The 17553-nt window shown below is 62.3% G+C and carries 18 protein-coding genes; 7 read left to right on the top strand and 11 right to left on the bottom strand.

Annotated features, from left to right (window positions below; translation table 11 throughout):
* Positions 1 to 155: 155 nt before the first annotated feature.
* Entirely contained in the window at positions 156 to 641 is a 486-nt protein-coding gene (locus tag KRZ98_RS20195; RefSeq protein ID WP_217675039.1) for a GAF domain-containing protein, read from the bottom strand.
* A 104-nt stretch (positions 642 to 745) separates the two neighbouring features.
* On the opposite strand from KRZ98_RS20195, the gene KRZ98_RS20200 reads away from it, so the two are divergent.
* The 3 genes from KRZ98_RS20200 to KRZ98_RS20210 are packed head-to-tail and all read left to right on the top strand — an operon-like array spanning position 746 to position 3263.
* Positions 746 to 2017, top strand: a complete 1272-nt coding sequence (locus KRZ98_RS20200) for a glycosyltransferase family 2 protein (protein WP_217675040.1) — start codon at positions 746 to 748, stop codon at positions 2015 to 2017.
* On the top strand, positions 2014 to 2421 hold the full coding sequence (locus tag KRZ98_RS20205) for a GtrA family protein (RefSeq protein WP_217675041.1): 408 nt from the start codon (positions 2014 to 2016) through the stop codon (positions 2419 to 2421). The genes KRZ98_RS20200 and KRZ98_RS20205 overlap by 4 nt, the downstream gene beginning before the upstream one ends.
* The gene (locus KRZ98_RS20210) at positions 2418 to 3263 is read left to right on the top strand and encodes a bifunctional 2-polyprenyl-6-hydroxyphenol methylase/3-demethylubiquinol 3-O-methyltransferase UbiG (protein ID WP_217675042.1); all 846 of its coding nucleotides are present in this window, start codon (positions 2418 to 2420) and stop codon (positions 3261 to 3263) included. The genes KRZ98_RS20205 and KRZ98_RS20210 overlap by 4 nt, the downstream gene beginning before the upstream one ends.
* Here the strand turns inward: KRZ98_RS20210 and KRZ98_RS20215 are convergent.
* From KRZ98_RS20215 to KRZ98_RS20230, 4 genes are read right to left on the bottom strand one after another with little or no spacing between them, the layout of a single operon-like run.
* Entirely contained in the window at positions 3245 to 4411 is a 1167-nt protein-coding gene (locus KRZ98_RS20215) for a glycosyltransferase family 4 protein (protein ID WP_217675043.1), read from the bottom strand. The two genes, KRZ98_RS20210 and KRZ98_RS20215, sit on opposite strands and share 19 nt — an antisense overlap.
* The gene (locus KRZ98_RS20220; protein WP_217675044.1) at positions 4408 to 6141 is read right to left on the bottom strand and encodes a hypothetical protein; all 1734 of its coding nucleotides are present in this window, start codon (positions 6139 to 6141) and stop codon (positions 4408 to 4410) included. The genes KRZ98_RS20215 and KRZ98_RS20220 overlap by 4 nt, the downstream gene beginning before the upstream one ends.
* 1 nt (position 6142) lies before the next feature.
* The gene (gene arfB, locus KRZ98_RS20225; protein ID WP_217675045.1) at positions 6143 to 6568 is read right to left on the bottom strand and encodes an alternative ribosome rescue aminoacyl-tRNA hydrolase ArfB; all 426 of its coding nucleotides are present in this window, start codon (positions 6566 to 6568) and stop codon (positions 6143 to 6145) included.
* A 30-nt stretch (positions 6569 to 6598) separates the two neighbouring features.
* A complete protein-coding gene (locus KRZ98_RS20230; protein ID WP_217675046.1) occupies positions 6599 to 7276 on the bottom strand; it encodes an RluA family pseudouridine synthase in 678 nt (225 codons plus the stop codon).
* A 75-nt stretch (positions 7277 to 7351) separates the two neighbouring features.
* Here KRZ98_RS20230 and KRZ98_RS20235 point away from each other — a divergent pair, with 75 nt between their 5' ends.
* Positions 7352 to 8308, top strand: coding sequence for an acyltransferase family protein (locus KRZ98_RS20235; RefSeq protein WP_217675047.1), 957 nt, complete (start codon positions 7352 to 7354; stop codon positions 8306 to 8308).
* A 133-nt stretch (positions 8309 to 8441) separates the two neighbouring features.
* On the opposite strand, the gene aguB is transcribed toward KRZ98_RS20235, so the two are convergent.
* From aguB to KRZ98_RS20250, 3 genes are read right to left on the bottom strand one after another with little or no spacing between them, the layout of a single operon-like run.
* Entirely contained in the window at positions 8442 to 9290 is an 849-nt protein-coding gene (gene aguB, locus KRZ98_RS20240; RefSeq protein WP_217675048.1) for an N-carbamoylputrescine amidase, read from the bottom strand.
* Positions 9287 to 9619, bottom strand: coding sequence for an energy transducer TonB (locus tag KRZ98_RS20245; RefSeq protein ID WP_217675049.1), 333 nt, complete (start codon positions 9617 to 9619; stop codon positions 9287 to 9289). The genes aguB and KRZ98_RS20245 overlap by 4 nt, the downstream gene beginning before the upstream one ends.
* The gene (locus KRZ98_RS20250; RefSeq protein ID WP_217675050.1) at positions 9616 to 10608 is read right to left on the bottom strand and encodes an agmatine deiminase family protein; all 993 of its coding nucleotides are present in this window, start codon (positions 10606 to 10608) and stop codon (positions 9616 to 9618) included. The genes KRZ98_RS20245 and KRZ98_RS20250 overlap by 4 nt, the downstream gene beginning before the upstream one ends.
* Positions 10609 to 10722: 114 nt before the next feature.
* Between KRZ98_RS20250 and KRZ98_RS20255 the strand changes: the two genes are divergently transcribed.
* Positions 10723 to 11166, top strand: coding sequence for a DUF6265 family protein (locus KRZ98_RS20255; protein ID WP_217675051.1), 444 nt, complete (start codon positions 10723 to 10725; stop codon positions 11164 to 11166).
* Positions 11167 to 11222: 56 nt separating this feature from the next.
* Here the strand turns inward: KRZ98_RS20255 and KRZ98_RS20260 are convergent, their stop codons facing one another.
* Positions 11223 to 12911, bottom strand: a complete 1689-nt coding sequence (locus tag KRZ98_RS20260; protein ID WP_217675052.1) for a M28 family peptidase — start codon at positions 12909 to 12911, stop codon at positions 11223 to 11225.
* Positions 12912 to 13064: 153 nt separating this feature from the next.
* Here KRZ98_RS20260 and KRZ98_RS20265 point away from each other — a divergent pair, with 153 nt between their 5' ends.
* A complete protein-coding gene (locus KRZ98_RS20265; RefSeq protein ID WP_254798731.1) occupies positions 13065 to 14987 on the top strand; it encodes a S9 family peptidase in 1923 nt (640 codons plus the stop codon).
* Between the two features lie 126 nt (positions 14988 to 15113).
* On the opposite strand, the gene wrbA is transcribed toward KRZ98_RS20265, so the two are convergent.
* Together wrbA and KRZ98_RS20275 are read right to left on the bottom strand one after the other, a co-directional pair.
* Positions 15114 to 15713 (bottom strand): NAD(P)H:quinone oxidoreductase, encoded by a 600-nt coding sequence (gene wrbA / locus KRZ98_RS20270; RefSeq protein WP_217675053.1) that lies wholly within the window; start codon positions 15711 to 15713, stop codon positions 15114 to 15116.
* A gap of 111 nt (positions 15714 to 15824) precedes the next feature.
* Positions 15825 to 16544 (bottom strand): pirin family protein, encoded by a 720-nt coding sequence (locus tag KRZ98_RS20275; protein ID WP_217675183.1) that lies wholly within the window; start codon positions 16542 to 16544, stop codon positions 15825 to 15827.
* A gap of 106 nt (positions 16545 to 16650) precedes the next feature.
* Here KRZ98_RS20275 and KRZ98_RS20280 point away from each other — a divergent pair, with 106 nt between their 5' ends.
* Positions 16651 to 17544: a LysR family transcriptional regulator gene (locus KRZ98_RS20280; RefSeq protein ID WP_217675054.1), complete on the top strand. Its 894-nt coding sequence runs from the start codon at positions 16651 to 16653 to the stop codon at positions 17542 to 17544.
* Positions 17545 to 17553 lie beyond the last annotated feature (9 nt).

Genomic DNA, 17553 nt, shown 5'->3' on the forward strand with positions numbered 1-17553 from the left:
CCCTGTTTTCCCGCGGCGGGAAAACGCCAGGCGGGTCAAAATGCTAACGCTCTGTTTAGCATGGCGATCCGTGCCTATCCATGAGTCGGAGGCACAAATCCTGTCCCGAAACGGGGCGGAAACGCGCGACTGAAGCGGGAAAGAGGGTTAACGACTCAGCCGATCCGCGTCGAAATCCGTGCGACCAGCGCCTTCAGCCCCTGTGCGTCATCCGAGTCGAAGCGCGCGGCAATCGGACTGTCGAGATCCAGCACGCCGACCACCATGCCATCGACCATGACGGGCACGACGATTTCCGACGCGCTGGCTGCATCGCAGGCGATATGGCCGGTAAAGGCATGGACATCAGCCACCAGCTGCGTCTCGCCTGTCGCTGCCGCCGTGCCGCATACGCCGCGCCCCAGCGGAATGCGGATGCAGGCGGGCTTGCCCTGAAACGGCCCCAGCACCAACTCGCCCCCGACCATGCGATAAAAGCCCGCCCAGTTGAGGTCAGGCAGATATTGCCAGATCAGCGCGGCGATATTGGCCATGTTGGCGACCTGATCCGGCTCGTCGCGCGTCAGAGCATCGGCGGCGAAAAGCAGGTCGGCGTAGAGCGTCGCCTTGTCGGCGGTATCGGTGGGAGCAAAGTCGAACATGGGGCGGATATAAGCGCGGTGGCGGAGCAGGGCCAGAGGGCGGCAAGAAAGCGTTAACCAAATAAGTCTATCCCGAACGAAAGCCTGTCATTTCGAGGGTGACGATGTTCGTAGAAACCGCACGAAACCTGTCCGACCTTCGTGGTAGTGCTCGCGCCATCGATGTGTCGATCGTCATGCCCTGCCTCAATGAAGCGATCAGCCTGCCACACTGCATTACCAACGCCCGGCGTGCGTTGGACCTGATCGAGGCGCAGCATGGCCTGTTCGGCGAAATCGTGATTGCCGACAATGGCTCCACAGACGGTAGCCAGCGGTTGGCGACCGATATGGGCGCCCGCGTCGTGGCCGTTGATCAGCGCGGCTATGGCGCGGCGCTGATCGGTGGCTGCGAGGGTGCCTGGGGCCGCTATTTGCTGATGGGCGATGCCGATGGCAGCTATGACTTCACTGATGGGGTGGCGATGATCGGCGCGCTGCTGGGCGGCGCTGACCTGTGCATGGGATCGCGTTTCCAGGGCGGGATTGCGCCGGGTGCGATGCCGTGGAAAAACCGCTATATCGGCAATCCGGTGCTGACCGGGATCCTCAATCTCTTCTTCCGATCCGGCATAGACGATGCCCATTGCGGCCTTCGCGCGATCACCAAGGACGGCTTCATGACGCTCGGCCTGTCGGGCAGTGGCATGGAATTTGCCAGTGAAATGGTCATCAAGGCCAGTCTGCGCGACTTCACCATTGCCCAGGTTCCCGCCACCCTGTCGGTCGACCTGCGCAATCGCGCGCCGCACCTGCGCCCCTGGCGCGATGGCTGGCGGCATCTGCGCTATCTGCTGATGCTCAGCCCGACCTGGGTGTTCGGGGTTCCGGCCGCGCTGGCTATGGGGCTTTCGGCGCTGGTCCTGATCGTGGCGATGGGCTTCTGGCTTGGCATTTTTCAGGGTGAGACCCCGTTCGGTGTCAGCTGGTCGATCGCCAGCGGCTTTATCTTTGCCACTGGCCATCTCGCCTTGTTAATGGCCGTGGCCAGCCACCTCCATGGCGTGACCAAGGGCTATCGTCGCCTGCGCCCTGCTGTCAGTCGGCTGGGATCGTTGCTCCATCTGGAAGGGATGTTGGCGCTGGGGCTGGCACAGATCGCCGCTTCGCTGGCCATTTTTGCCGCGACCGCCTGGTACTGGTCGAACCATGGTTTCGTCGCATTGCCCAACCCGCTTCCGCTCGTGCTGGCGGGGATGTTGGGCGCGACCGGCGCACAGACCATATTCGGGGGCTTTCTGCTTGCGATCATGGTTGGTCATGATGCGCGATTTGTTGCGACGGATCACGCGCCTGTAGCACCGGTCTCGCTACACAACGCCCGGATGGCGGCATGAACACCGCGCTCCTCCGGCGCGGTCCGCGCTACATCATCATATCATTATTCTGTATGGGGCTGAGCAATCTGATCCTGATCAGTGTCGACCGTGCAGGACTATCTTATACTATCGGGGTGCTCAGCAGCGCGGCTATCCTCATTCCAGTGGGCTTCCTGTTGCAGGCGCGATTGACTTTCGCGACGCCCTGGTCATGGGACGCCTTTGGCCGATATGCCTTCGCCTTGCTGCTTAATATTCCATTGTCCTGGATTGCGTTGTTCCTGATCCACGACCTAGGCCGCATCGACATGCTCTGGTCGGCTCCCGCAGCCACCATCCTGCTATTTTTCTGGACATATTTGGTTAGCCACTGGGCATTGATTGCCCGTCCATCGACATCGCCTGAAGGGATACATCCATGATTGCCAGCCATGATCTGCTTGCTGAATTTGTCGCCCGTTACCCTGCACAACCCGCCACTGCGTTTTGGCGCGGGATCGAAATCGAACAACTGGCACGCATTTTTGATTCCGCAGGCGTTGGGCTGGATCTTGGTTGCGGTGACGGCATCCTGACCGACATATTGTTCAAGCGCATAGGGATGACGCCGAATTTGATCGGTGTTGATATCGATCCGCTCGAAACCGAAGCAGCGGCTTCCTATGCTTTCTATGACCGTATCCACACCTGCGCGGCGCAGGCGATCCCTGAACCGGACGCGAGTATCGACTATGTCATTTCCAACTCGGTGCTGGAACATATCCCAGACCTGGAAGGTGTGATCGCCGAAGTAGGTCGGGTTCTAAAGCCCGGTGGACGCTTTTACTTCACAGTCCCTGCGCCCGGGTTTCACCAAAATCTTCGTGGCAGCATTGTTCCGGGCATTTCGCGCGAACGCTATCTCGATGATCTCGACAAGCGTTTGGCGCATTTTCACTATCTGTCGGCGCTGGATTGGCATGATATGGCTGGCCGCCATGGTTTGGCGGTCGACAATGCGTCAGGATATCTCGACCAGACTGAAACCCGTCGCTGGGAAAATCTGTCGCGGGTGACAGGCGGTCTGCTCCATAGCCTCAGCTTTGGGCGGAGCCGTCCGATTGAAATTCAGCGCGCGCTCAAAATTCGCGATCTTCAAAACCGGATGGCTTTGCCTGCGTCGCTGGCATCAGGCATCGCGAAAATGATTGCGACAGATGGGGAGCCGGATCAGTCGAGTGCGCAGTCCTGCTTGCTCGTTGTGGGTCATCGACCGCGCGATTGATCGCTATAGCTTGCCGCCACCGCTTTAATCGAACTTTCGACCGAAAGCCGCTCTGTATTGGCGGCGAACCATGCGGACACGGAATGGCGCGCGGCGTCGCCTTCGCTATGAATACGGAGGATCGCCGCCGCTAATGCTTCTGGCGTTGCTGGATCGGCGATACGGCCGTTGATCCCGTCCTCAACCAGTTCGACTGCCGCATTGTCCGCACCTATGACGACGATGGCGGGGACGCCGCGGGCGGATGCTTCCACGACGACCAGCCCATAGCCTTCGCGTTCGGACGGCTGGACGATGCACAGCGCCTGACGCATCGCTTGGTCCAGCACCTCGGCGGTGACGAAGCCGGGCATCGTGATGGCGTCGGCCAGACCCAGCGCCGCGATCTGCGCCTCGACAGTCGCACGTTCCGGGCCGTTGCCGAACAGGATCGCGCGCAGGTCCGGCACACTGCGACGTGCGATGGCCAGCGCATCGACCAGCAGTGACACACGCTTTTCGGCGATCATCCGGCCGGCATAGACGACCGTAGGCGGCGTGCTTGCGGGCTGGCGCTGCCCTTCCGGCACGGCTTGGGCCAGGCCCGCCAGATAGGAGATCGTCCCGCGCAGCCCCAGATCGCGCAGCCGCGCTTCATGCAGGCGACTGAACACATGCGCGCGCTGCCGGACCTTTACGCAAAGATGCTGGACGGTCCAGCCGACCCAGCCCACCCTACCCAGATAGTCGCGCCAATAGTCCCGGCTCCATATTTCGAACCAATCGCAGACAATGCGATAGCGGCCGAAAGGCCGTGCTGCCCATGCAGCCAGCAAGGCGAAATAGGGGAAGGAGCAGAGGTGGACGACGTCATAGTGTCGTCCATGCTGAACGAGATGGGCGAGTACGCCCAGGCCAAAGCGCAGCGGCGGCGCGATCCGTCTTTTGCCGTCGTTGTAGAGCGACATCCGCGGGGCGACGGCGATGACATTTATGCCAGGCAGGTCAGGCTCTGCGTCGGCGTCCCACTGGGTCAACGTCAAATAGGTAACTCGGTGGCCGTCTGCTGCCAGTCGCTCTGCCAGCGACCGATACCAGCGTTCGGCTCCACCGATCGTCCAGGGGAAAAGGCAATCATAGACTATGCAGATATGGCGCGGCTCCTTCATGGTCGTGGCGCTTTCGCCATAGCGCATTGGGTCTGCAACGCGCGGAAATGAGATTGATCGCCCGGCTGCGCGTCGATCATCTGCCGGATCGGCGCCAGCTTGTCCGCGCCGACGAAGGCGATGCTGCGCGTGCGACACAGGGCCACCATCTGCTCCAACGTCAGGCTGCCCGCCAATAGTCGGATGGGGCGGTTGGACAGGTCCGCCCGATTGAACACCAGATCGCTGCCGAAGGCGACGGCACCTTCATCCACCACCACAATATCTTCTGGCATCCGGTCGATTGCTGTCGATAGCTGTGCATAGGGGATCGTCAACCGCGTAGCCATCCAGCCATGCAGCGGCAGCAGCAACAGGAAGGTCGCGGCGTTGCTCCAGACCCACATCCGTTCTCCCGGCCAGCGCCCTTGCAGGCTATGCCAACCCTGTGCGCCCAGCAGGCACAGGCTGCCGATCACACCGTGCAGGTAGCGATAGCCCCAGCCATGACCCTGAAAGGCCAGCAGCAAGCCGATCACGCCGATATGCAGCAATATCCCCGCGAGCAGCGGCCGCACAATTGGCGCGCGCCAGGCAAGGCGGATGCCAGCCACCGCCAGCGGCAGCGCCAGAAGATGCTGCCAGGCGACGAAGCGCAACAGGTTCATCGCCATCAGCCAAAGGCTGACCGGACCAAGATCGCGCAGCATGGCGAGGAGGCGATCGACATAGCCGAGCCGGTCGCCGGTTGCGGATATCACCTGCATCGGCCCGCCCGCCCAGGTCGCGGCAAGGTGCGGCCAACTCAGCCAAAACAGGCCAATCGCCAGATAGGCTGCGCCATAGCTCAGCGCTGGACGCCAGCGGCGCTGCGCGACCAAGGCGATCAGGAACGGCAACACGAACAAGGGGTGAAAGAGCGGCTGGTGCAGCCCTGTCGCGAGAAAGCCGACAAGGACCGCGCCCGCATGGCTCCACGCCCCGCCGCGCAGGAACAGTGCCAGCCACAACAGATTGAGCGCAAGATGCGCCGCCATAGCGTGCGCGGTCATGCCCTGAATGACGACCTGTGACGATCCGGCGTAGAGCAGCAATGCAACCCCGCGCGCACCTGCATCGTCAGGCCACAGTCGCACCGCGATCCGCCAGAGTGCCAGAGCGCCGATTGCGGTGAACAGCGGACTGGTAAGCCCCTCATCGCCCAATGTCGCCAGCAAGGCGCGCGCCGCCGCGTTGACCGGCAGATAGGCCGAAACCCACGCCTGCCGGTCGGCGATCGGAAGGATGAAAAACTGGTTGAGCGCATCTGCCATTGGCCGCCAGTCGGGCGCAATCGGCCAGTTGAGTCGCCCGGCGGCAAAGATGGTCGCATCGAAACTTGCCATCTGTTCGTCGCGGGTCAAGTCATAGCCTGCCAGCAGCCAATGTTGTCCCACCCGGCATATGAATAGCAGGCCAAGCGCCATCAGCCACGGCCGCTGCGCTAGTGCCGCCGTCCAGGCCGACCGCGAAGCCTGACCGGGCACCGGCCCGAAACGGAGCAAGAGCGCGACGGCGAGTGTTACGACCAGATCCTGCCGCACGAACAGGAAGGCACTGAACTGCCTTTTGTCATGCACCGGATCGATCAGTACACCGACCATGGCAATTGCGAGCAGCAGGCCAAGCCCGACAGGCAGCCACAGCGCGGCCCGCAGCCCCCATTGCGCAACCGCTGCATCCTCAACCCGGTCATTGCCGCCCAACGCCATCCTACTCCACCCGCACCTTGCCGCGCCCCTGCTTGACGGTCGCGCGCTTCACCTTGCCCTCTACCCGGCGTTTTTGCGAGGCTTTGGTGGGTTTGGTCGGGCGGCGTTTTTTGGGGACGATGGTGGCTTCGCGGATCAGGGCTATCAGGCGGTCGCGGACATCCTGCCGGTTGAGCAGTTGCGACCGTGCGCCTTCGCTGCGCAGGATCAGTATGCCCTCGCGCGTCATCCGCGATCCGGCAAGGTCTGCCAGCCTGTTTTTCACCGCGTCAGGCAGACCGGGCGAGTTGGCGACGTCGAAGCGCAGCAGCACGGCGCTGTCGGTCGTGTTGACATGCTGGCCGCCCGGACCCGACGCGCGGGTATAGGTTTCGACAATCTCGTCGCTATCAATGGTGATCGAGCGGGTGATGGCGATGGCGACCATGGCGCGACTGTATTCGCTCGACCGCGCCGGTCAAAGCCCGGCTTCGTCCAGCAGCGCTTGCCCGAATCCGGCGTTGGCAAAGGTAGCGGGCAGGGGAGCGGTCGCCTCGGCGGCTGGCTTGTCGCCGCGCGCGATGCTGAGGAAACGGCTGTGCAGCAGCATCGGTACGCCCCCTTCGCCATAGACAGGATCGCCGACGATGCCGAAGCCGAGGCCATGCAGCGCATGGACGCGAATCTGGTGGGTGCGCCCGGTCTGGGGCGTGAAGGCGATCAATGCGCGCCCGTCCTTCTCCGCGACCTTGCGCCAATGGGTGACGGCGACCTTGCCCGCCTTGGCCGGGATCATGCGCCAGCCTTCGCTCGCGCTGCTGATCTTGGAGAGGGACAGTTCGATCGTGCCGCTTTCTTCGGCTGGCAGGCCGTCAACGACCGCGACATAGCGCTTGGCGACCGTTCCTGCCTCGAACGCACCGGCGAAGCGCTTGTGCGCCTTGGGATTGCGGGCGAGCAGCAGGCAGCCGCTCGTGTCGCGGTCCAGCCGGTGGACCGGCAGCGGCCAGCGCGCGAAGCCGAAGGTCAGCGATTGCAGGTGATTTTCGAGCGCGATCGAGCCGTCGCGCGGGGCATCGACCGGCAGGCCGGCTGGCTTGTCGAGAATGATGGCCTCGCCATCGATGAAGAGGACATGGTCGGTAAGCAGGGCCAAGGGATAGGGGTCCGATCAGGAAACAGGGCTGGGGCGCATTGACGCGCGCGTCCTGTCCTATAGGGCGTGGAGGCGATGGATCATAGGGGGGCGATCGATAAGGAAGCGGGCGACCGGCTCGATTGGGTCGATGTCGCGCGCGGTATCGGCATCCTTGCCGTCGTTGTCGGCCATGTGTGGACGCGCGGGCCGCTGCGCGATGCGCTCTACAGCTTTCACATGCCGCTGTTTTTCATATTGTCGGGGATGCTGTCGCGACCGCAGCCGGTGGGGCGTTTCACCCTGCGCCAGCTGACCAGCCAGATGCGACCCTATGCGATTTTCCTGACGCTGTTGATCGTCGCGGACCAGATGATCGAACCGCTGAAGGGCGGGCGGCCGATCTTTCACCAATGGCCGGGCGATCTGCTGCCTATCCTGCTCGGCGGTTTCTGGCTGCGCGGGCCTTATACGATTTTCTGGTTCGTCCCCTGCCTGATGGTCGCGCGCATCCTGTTCAACATCGCGCTATGCCGATGGCCCGATCCGTTCGACCGACGCTGGCCGCTGTTGCTGGTTCCGGTGACGGGGGCGGCTTATGCGCTGGGCTGGATGATGCAGGCGTCGCCGCTGGGGTTGCTTGCCGTGCCGATGGCGTTCGTGTTGCTCTGGATCGGTGCGGCGTGGGCGCGAGTCGGCTGGCGCAATGTCATGATCGTGCCGCTGGCGCTGCTGTCGTTGGCGGGCTTGGCAGGGTGGTTTCCAACGCTCAACATGAAGGTCGCCGATTATGGCTGGCCGCTATTGTCGATCGGGTCGGCGATAGCGACCTCGCTGCTGATCGTTGCGATCGCCCGTCGGGTCGCGTGTTTCGCACCGCTGGCGTCGCTGGGCCGTGCGTCGCTGGTCATCATGTATCTGCATGTGGCGTTCATCCACTATCTCTCGCCCTATATGGGCAAAATGTGGTTGCTGGCGATTGCGCTGATCGTGCCATATCTGCTGTGGCGGGTCATCGGTGCCTGTCCTCCGGCAAAGCGCATTCTGCTGTAGTTGGAGGCATATTGCCCCGCGTCCGTTCGTTTCGAGCGAAGTCGAGAAACGCTGGCGCTGCGTTACAGTTTCTCGACTTCGCTCGAAACGAACGGATGTTGGTGCTTCAGCCTAAAATCGCCGTCAGTCTCGTTCAGATATCCTGCGCGATCCGCCCGTAAAGGTCGGGGCGCCGGTCGCGAAAGAAGCCCATGCCCGCGCGGTGGGTACGCGCCGCCGCCAGATCGAGCGTCGCCACCAGCGCGCCCAGATCCTTGGCGTCGGCTTCGGCGGCGAAATCGCCCCACTGGTCGCTGATGAAGCTGTGGCCGTAGAAGGACTGGCCATCCTCCTCACCGATGCGGTTGGCGGCGATCACTGGCATACAGTTGGACACGGCATGGCCGATCATCGCCCGCCGCCACATGCGGCTGGTATCGAGGTCCGCATCATAGGGTTCGGAGCCGATCGCGGTCGGGTAGAACAGCATTTCCGCGCCCATCAGAGCCATTACCCGCGCACATTCGGGATACCATTGGTCCCAGCAGATGCCGACGCCGATCGTGCCATATCGGGTCGGCCACACCTTGAAGCCCGTATTGCCGGGGCGGAAATAATATTTCTCCTCATAACCCGGTCCGTCGGGAATATGGCTCTTGCGATAGACGCCCATAATCTCGCCCTGATCGTCGATCATCGCGAGCGAATTATAATGATGCTGCCCGTCGCGCTCGAAAAAGCTGGTCGGGATATAGACGCCCAGATCCTTGGCCAGCTTGCGCATTTCCTGCACGGCGGGATGCTCGTCCACCGGCTGCGCCCGCGCGAACAAAGCCTCATCCTCGACCCGGCAGAAATAGGGGCCTTCGAACAGTTCGGGCGGCAGGATGATCTTCGCCCCGCGCGCGGCGGCCTTGGCCACATGGGTAGCGACGCGGGCGATATTCTCGCTCATGTCGTCGGTGAAAGCGAGTTGGAGCGCGGCAACGGTTACTTTCGTCATTGCGGAATTCTCCAGACAAGGCGGCTTTCGTAGACATCTTCCATCGGCTCACCTTTTGCGTTTCGGGCTGGTTTAAAACGAGCGCGCTTCATTATTATCTTGCAGGCCGTATCGTCTAAATCTTGTGAACCAGAACTCTGTGTGACGGTGCAATTCTTCGCTACGCCATCAGCGCCTATGGCGACTTTGAAATGCACACCCTCTTCGCGTTCCTCTTTTAAGGCTCGCTTCGGATAATCTTCGGTGGAGACCCGACCACTTTGGGGAATTGCACCGGAGGAGAAGCAGCTCAGGATTGCGATAAGAGGGAGGCAGACTTTCAGTCTCATTGCTCACCTATTGTGGGCATTTGCTGGCTGCAACAGTGGAAGCTGCCGCCGCCCGACAATATGGCATCGCTGCGCAGGCCGACAATATCCCGCCCCGGAAAGAAAGGGGCAAGCGTATCGAGTGCGGCCTGATCATTAGGCTGGCCATAGACAGGCACAATGACGGCGGCGTTGCCGATATAGAAATTCATGTAGCTTGCGGGGATCGCTTCTCCATCCGCGATCACCAGCCCCGGCGACGGGATATCGACCACCTCGACGCCATGGGCTATCGCCCGCGCTCGCGCATCGGCGTAGATCGCAGCGTTGGGGTCGTCATCGGTCGTGGCGATCGGAAGCGCCAGCAGCCCTTCGCCCACGAAGCGGGCCAGATTGTCGACATGGCCGTCGGTATGATCGTTCAGCAACCCGTCGCCCAGCCAGAGCATGTCGGAGAGGCCAAGGCCCCCCGCCAGCAAAGTCTCGATCTTGCCCCGGTCGAGGTCGGGATTGCGGTTGGGGTTGAGCAGGCATTGCTCGGTCGTGACGAACAGGCCGGTGCCGTCGGTGTCGACCGCGCCGCCCTCGAATATCCAATGTTGCGTCGATGTCGGCAGGCCCGTGGTCGTCGCCAGCCGTGCGCCGATATCCTCGTCACCCGGCATCTGATATTTGCCGCCCCAGCCGTTGAAGCCGAAATCGACCAGCGCCCGCGCACTGCCGTCCAGCACCGCGATCGGCGCGGTGTCGCGCAGCCAGACGTCGCCCAATCTCTGTTCGACGATCGTGACGCCGGGCGCAACCAATGCCCGCGCCGCTTCTGCATCCGCTGCATTGGCGACAACGAGCCGCACCTCTTCGCCCTTGCCCCCCGCGTGAAGCGCGCTGGCAAAGGCGGCGATCTGCGCCCGCGCTTCCTCGAACGCGCCGGGCCATTCGGCGGGGTTGGTCGGAAAGCCGATCCAGGTCCAGTCATGCGGCGCCCATTCGGCAGGCATACGGAAAGTCATCTGTCTGTCCTCACTCGGCAGTCGCGGCAATGCGTGATATTGTGGGGCGTGATATTATGGGTCGGGGCGCTCCATAGCGTGGCGCGTCCAGTCTGGACAGGGGGAGAGCGGATCATGCGCGCACTAATCATGAGCCTCATGCTGGCGATGACGCCCGTGGCGGCGCGGGCGGACAAACTGCCCGACTGGATTGCGGGGGCATGGGTCGAACGCAACGGGGAAAGCTGGTCGGAGGAATTTTGGTCCGGTCCGCGCGGCGGCATATTGCTGGGCGCGGCGCGCACGGGGAAAGGGGAGACGCTGGAATTTTGGGAACAGACCCGCATCCAGATCGACCCAGACGGCAGCATCGCCTTTTACGCATCACCCAAGGGCGCGCGTGCCGCCCGCTTCGCCATCGAATCGCAGAGCGCGACCGAGATCGTGTTTGCGGACGCCACCCATGATTATCCCCAGCGCATCCGCTACTGGCGCGACGGCAAACTGCTCAAGGCCGAAATCTCAAAGATCGACGGTAGCGAAAAGCAGGCCTGGTCCTACGCGCCGATGGGGGAGTGAACTGCCCTGCCAAATGAGCGACGTGCTCCCGCCTGCGCGGGAGCACCTGACAACCTTTACTTCCCAGCCCGGTCCTTGTCGCGAATCCCGCGGAATTCGTCGCCTTCCACCCAATTGGGCCAGTCGCTGCCGGTCGCCAGATCGCGGCCCACGCTATAGTAAAGCTTCAGGTCGGCCAGCACCCCGGTCCAATCCCAATTGGGATCATATTCATCCTTGGGTCCGTGATAGCGGTTCTTGGTATAATCCTCCGCCGCGGCCATGCCTGCTGCCGTACCGCCGGTCACCAGATCTTCGCCGCCCTCGAAATAGAGCATCGGCAGGCCGTGCTTGGCGAAGCTGAAATGGTCGGAGCGGTAATAATAGCCCTTCTCCGGGGTCGGCTCCAAAGTCGCGACGCGCCCCTGTGCGCCCAGCGCCCGGTCGAGATAGGCGTCGAGCTGCGACTTGCCCTTGCCGATCACCACGACATTCTTGGCAAGGCCCGCGACCGAGAGCGCATCCATATTCACGCCGCCCACAGTCTGGCTGAACGGGAACACCGGATTGCTGCCATAATAGGCTGATCCCAGCAGCCCCGATTCCTCCGCGGTCACTGCCAGAAACACCTGGCTGCGGTCGGTCGGTCCGGCCTTCACATTGGCTTGCGCTAACGCCACCAGCGCCGCAGTGCCGGTTGCATTGTCGACCGCACCGTTGCAGATGTCGTCGCCATCGGGCGCGGCCTGGCAGCGGCCCAGATGGTCCCAATGGGCGCTGTAGAGGACATACTCATCGGGCCGCGTCTTGCCGGGCAGCAGCGCCACGACATTCTTGGACATATGTTTGCGCAGGTCATTGTCGAACGACACCGACGCCTTGACCGCGCCCAGCGGCACCGCCTTGAATCCCGGCTTTTTCGCCGCCGCCATTTGCGCGCTCAGGTCCAGCCCGGCGCTGGCGAACAGCGCTGCCGCCTTGTCTTTCTGAATCCAGCCGATCGCGGCGGAAAGGCCTGCATTGCCGTCCGCACTGTCGGCGACATGCTGCGCCCCGGTCCAGCTCGACTGCACCACATTCCAGCCATAGGCGGCGGGCACCGTGTCATGCACGATGATCGCGGCAGCCGCGCCCTGCCGCGCTGCTTCCTCATATTTATAGGTCCAGCGGCCATAATAGGTCATCGCCCGGCCATTGAACGGCCCGGTCAGCCCCGGCGTCTCATAATCGGGATCATTGACCAGGATGATGACCGTCTTGCCCTTCACATCGACCCCGGCATAGTCGTTCCACCCCTTTTCAGGCGCGTTGATGCCATAGCCGACGAACACCACCGGGCTGTCCTTGACCGCGATTTTCGGCTGGGTGGTGCGATAGGTGCCGACGACCATTTCCGGGCCATAGGTCGCGCTGACCGCGCTCTTGCCGCCGGTGAAGCTGAGCGGTGACACATTCTTCGCGTTGATCTCGACCAGTGGCACATCCTGAAACCAGCTGCCCTTGTTGCCGGGTTTCAGGCCGAGCTTGCCGAACTCGGCGGCGAGCAGCGCCAGCGTCTTTTCCTCGCCCGCCGATCCGGGCGCGCGCCCTTCATAGGCGTCCGACGACAATTCCTTCACCAGCCGCTTCATCGTGTCGATCGACGGTTCGACCGCAGCCGGAGCCGTGGCGGATGCCGAGGCGGGCGGCGTATCGGCACCGTCGCTGGTGCAGGCGGTAAGTGGCAGGGCCAGGGTGGCCGCAAGGGCCAGCAAAGACGTTCGCATCAGGGCATATCCCTCAAAAAAGATCATTGTTATACGATTGTGATGTCCCGTGATGCCATTGTGCGAGGGCAAGGGCAAGCAAGGGGATTGCGCCATTCTACGGCTTCGCTTAGCCCCTGATCCGACAGGAAGAATTTGGGGGTAAGGCGGGACATGATCCGTTTCGATAAGGCAATGATAACGGCGCTATTGGCGGCTGGAACCGCGCAAGGGGCGCTCGCCCAGACTCAGCCTGATGACCTTGCCAAGGCCTTTGGCGCTCGCGAGACGGTGATTTCCGCCAGCCTCTCGCCCGACGGCCAGAAAATTGCGCTGGTTACCGCGGGCGCGCAGCGAACGACGCGAACATATGTGCTTAATGCCCAGGAAGGCGCCGATCCGAAAGTGATTGCCGGTGCCAGCGGCAAGCCGGAATATCTCGATAGCTGCGATTGGGTGTCCAACGACCGGCTAGCCTGCAATATCGGCGGCGAAAAGCGGGCCGGAGACGATGTTTTCGGTTTCAGCAATATCTTTGCGGTTGATGCTGTCGGCGGCAATATCGTTCCGCTGAACCGACTGCACGCTACGCTATATGGCGGTGAAATCATTGACCTGTTGCCCAACGAGAATGGCGTAGTGTTGATGACAAGGCCCAGTTCAGGTGGCCTTGGTGTCGAGCGCGTTGATACGCGCACGGGCAAGAGCAAGCGGGTCGAGCAATATGAAGCTATGGCGACAGGCTATATATCCGATGGACGTGGTGAAGTACGCGTTATCGGTTTTCAAGAAAATAAGGGTTCGGGTTATGCCAAGGGTACTTTTCGTTATCTTTATCGCCCGTTAGGGAAAACGAATTGGAGCAAGCTCAGTAGTTATGACATGCGAGATCAGAGCGGATTTTTGCCCGCTGCGATCGATGCCGACAAGAATATCATCTATGGCTACGAGCGGGTTGACGGACGACTGGCAGTCGTCAGCCTGGCGCTGGACCCTGGACTGGAAAGAAAGATCGTTTTCGCTCATCCGCGCGTGGACGTCAGCAATCTGGTGACGGTCGGCCGCGACCGTCGGGTCGTGGGCGTTCGATATGTCGAGGAGCAGGGCGAGGTATTCTATTTCGACGAAAAGATAAAGGCGCTGGCGGGGTCGCTGAGTAAGGCGCTTGGTGGCAAAGCCGTACATATCGGCGACATGAGCGCGGACGGTCAGCGGATATTGGTCTGGGCTGGCAGCGATCTGGATCCGGGGCAATATTATTTGTTTGATCGCACCACGCGAAAGTTATCGCCGGTCATGCCGGACCGTCCCGAACTGGCTGGTCGGACGCTCGTTGCGATGCAGTCGATCAAATATAAGGGGAGCGATGGGACGATGATTCCCGCTTACCTCACCCTGCCGCAGGGGAAGGAGACAGCGAAGGGGCTGCCCGCGATCGTCATGCCCCATGGTGGTCCCGAATCCCGCGATGAATGGGGTTTCGACTGGATGGTGCAATATTATGCCGCCCGTGGCTTCGCCGTCATCCAGCCGCAGTTTCGTGGGTCTTTCGGTTTTGGCGAGCAATGGCTGATGCAAAGCGGCTATCGGTCCTGGCGGACGGCGATCGGCGACGTTGTCGAGGCTGGGCGCTGGCTGGTGGGGCAGGGCATCGCTGATCCCTCGAAGCTGACCATCGCAGGCTGGTCCTATGGCGGCTATGCCGCGCTACAGGCGCAGGCTGTAGATCCCGCGCTATTCAAGGCCGTCGTCGCCATCGCGCCGGTCACGGATTTCGACGATCGAATGCGCCGTTCGCAATATTATAGTAATTACTTGATCGAGCAGCAGCGCATGGGGACCGGGCAGGGGGCCGACGATGCCTCGCCCTCTAATCACGCCGCCGAGTTTCGCGCACCGGTCCTGATGTTCCATGGCACGGACGACAATAATGTCGACATCAGCCAAGCGAAGATCATGCAGGGCAAATTGGAGGGCGCAGGTAAGCGCAGCCAGTTGGTCATTTATGACGGGCTTGCGCATAGCCTGAACGATAGCGATGCGCGCGCCGATATGTTGCAGAAGAGTGCCGACTTCCTGCTAGCAGCGGGGAAGTAGCCACGTAAAAAAGGAGGCTGGCACACAGTCCCGGCGCGCCAGCCTCCTGCCGCTTGCCTTAACCTTTGGTACGACCCGGAGGCTCGGCAGCTGCAATCTCAAGACGATGTGGTCAGCCGATAACCGTCAGCCGTGCAGCTTAATCGCGGTTTCGGCGATGCGGCGGCCCTGATAGCGGGCGCCGTCCAGTTCCTCTTCCGACGGCTGGCGGCTGCCATCGCCGTCGGCCAACGTCGTCGCGCCATAGGGCGATCCGCCGCGCACCTTGTCCACGCCCATCTGGCCCTGAAAACCATAGTCCAGACCCACGATGGTCATGCCGAAATGCAGCAGGTTGGTGATGATCGAGAAGAGCGTGGTTTCCTGCCCGCCATGCTGGCTGGCGGTCGAGGTGAAGGCGCCGCCGACCTTGCCGTTCAATGCGCCACGCGCCCACAGCCCACCGGCTTGATCGAGGAAGGCGGCCATCTGGCTGGACATACGGCCAAACCGGGTGCCGGTGCCGATGACGATGGCGTCATAGTCCGCCAGTTCCGCGACGGTCGCGACAGGCGCGTCCTGATCCAGCTTGAAATGGGCGTTCTTCGCGACTTCGAGAGGCGCGGTTTCGGGTACGCGCTTGATATCGACCTGTGCGCCAGCCGCAGTTGCGCCTTCGGCGACGGCCTTGGCCATCGTTTCGATATGACCGTAGGAGGAATAATAGAGAACCAGAACCTTAGCCATGATGCGTCTCCTTATAGGGTGGAAAGAGGGTGCCGCCCGCGCAAGGGGAGGGGGGGGAGAGTGCGCGGGCGGCGGCCGGCCCGTCCGGGGGGGAAGGACGGGCCGGAAAGCCTAGATGCTGTCGACCAGGACGACTTCGGCGTCCTCGATCGCGGTGATGGTGATGGGGCCGCCGCCGATGATGGCTGCGCCATCGCGGGCCTCGAACGTTTCACCGTCGATGCTGATCCGTCCCGTGGCAGGCACTAGATAGACGTGGCGACCGTCGGCGCTGTCATAGGTCACGCTGTCGCCCGCCCGGATCGTGCCACCCAGCAGGCGGGCATCGGCGCGGATACGCAGGGCTTCTGCATCCTCGTCATAGCCGCTGGCCAGCACAACCAGCTTGCCCGAACGCTCACCGCGCGGAAACGGCTTGGCGCCCCAGCTTGGGCTGCCGCCGCGTGCCCGCGGGATGACCCAGATCTGGAACAAGGTGGTGGTCTCATCCTCCAGATTATATTCCGCGTGCCGGATGCCTGTGCCAGCCGACATCACCTGAACATCGCCTGCCTCGGTGCGGCCCTGATTGCCTAGGCTGTCCTTGTGTGTAATCGCGCCGGTGCGGACATAGGTGATGATTTCCATGTCGGCATGGGGGTGGGGCGGGAAGCCCGAACGCGGGCCGATCTCATCATCATTCCACACCCGGATCGCGCCCCAGTTCATGCGGTCCTCGTCATGATAGTCGGCGAACGAAAAATGGTGCCGTGCGTTCAGCCAGCCATGATCGGCATGGCCCAGCGACGCGAAGGGGCGGCGCTCGATACGGTTTGCGGTGTGCGTGTTCATATCCTTGCCTTTCGAAATATCGACCGGATAATCCGGCTTGCTTTCCGCTAATCTAGTCATCAGGATCGTTTCCGAAACACGCAGCATTGAAACGGATTGTTTCCCCATGCGACTACCTGATTTTGAGGCCTGGGCGATGTTTGCCGCCGTGGTCGAACATCGCAGCTTCACCGACGCTGCCAAGGCGCTGAGCGTGTCGAAGGCGACCGTATCCAAGGCTGTGACCCGGCTGGAGGAGCATCTCGACACCAGCCTGTTCAACCGCACCAGCCGCCGTCTGGCGCTGACCGAAAGCGGCAAAAGGCTGGCCGATCATGCCCATCGTATCCTGGCTGAGGGACAGGCGGCGGAGGAGGCGGCGCGGGAAGAAACCGCCGATCTGTCCGGCGTCGTCCGGCTGGGTGCGCCGATGAGCTTTGGCCTGCAACGCATCGCCCCGCTGATCGCCCGCTTCACGCAGGACCATCCGCTGGTCGATGTCGATCTGCATCTGTCCGACGCGCATATCGACCTCATTGAAATGGGGCTGGACGCGACCATCCGCATTGCCGACATGCCCGACAGTTCGCTCCGCGCCCGCCGCCTGGCCGATGTGCATATTCATGTCGTCGCTTCGCCCGCCTATCTGGCGGCGCGGGGAAGGCCGGTGCATCCATCGGATCTGAGCGGCCATGACTGTTTCTGCTATTCCAACGTCACGACGCCCGACGTGTGGCGCTTTACAGGGCCGGGGCAGCAGAATGTGGTGGTGCAGGTCCGATCGCGCCTGACGGTCAATAGCGGCGACGCGATGCTTCCTGCGTTGCGCGCGGGGGTCGGCATTGCCCGACTGCCCGATTTTATCGTCGGCGAAGCGCTGGCAAATGGCGAACTGGAGGAGTTGCTGATCGAGTGGCGCGCGCCGCCTTTTGGCCTCCATCTCGTCACGCCGCCATCGCGGCTACGCCCCGCCCGCGTCGATGCGCTGCTGGATTTCATCACCAGGCATCACGGCTGTTGACGCTCGTTT

The organism is Sphingobium sp. AS12, from assembly GCF_019097845.1.
GTDB lineage: Bacteria > Pseudomonadota > Alphaproteobacteria > Sphingomonadales > Sphingomonadaceae > Sphingobium.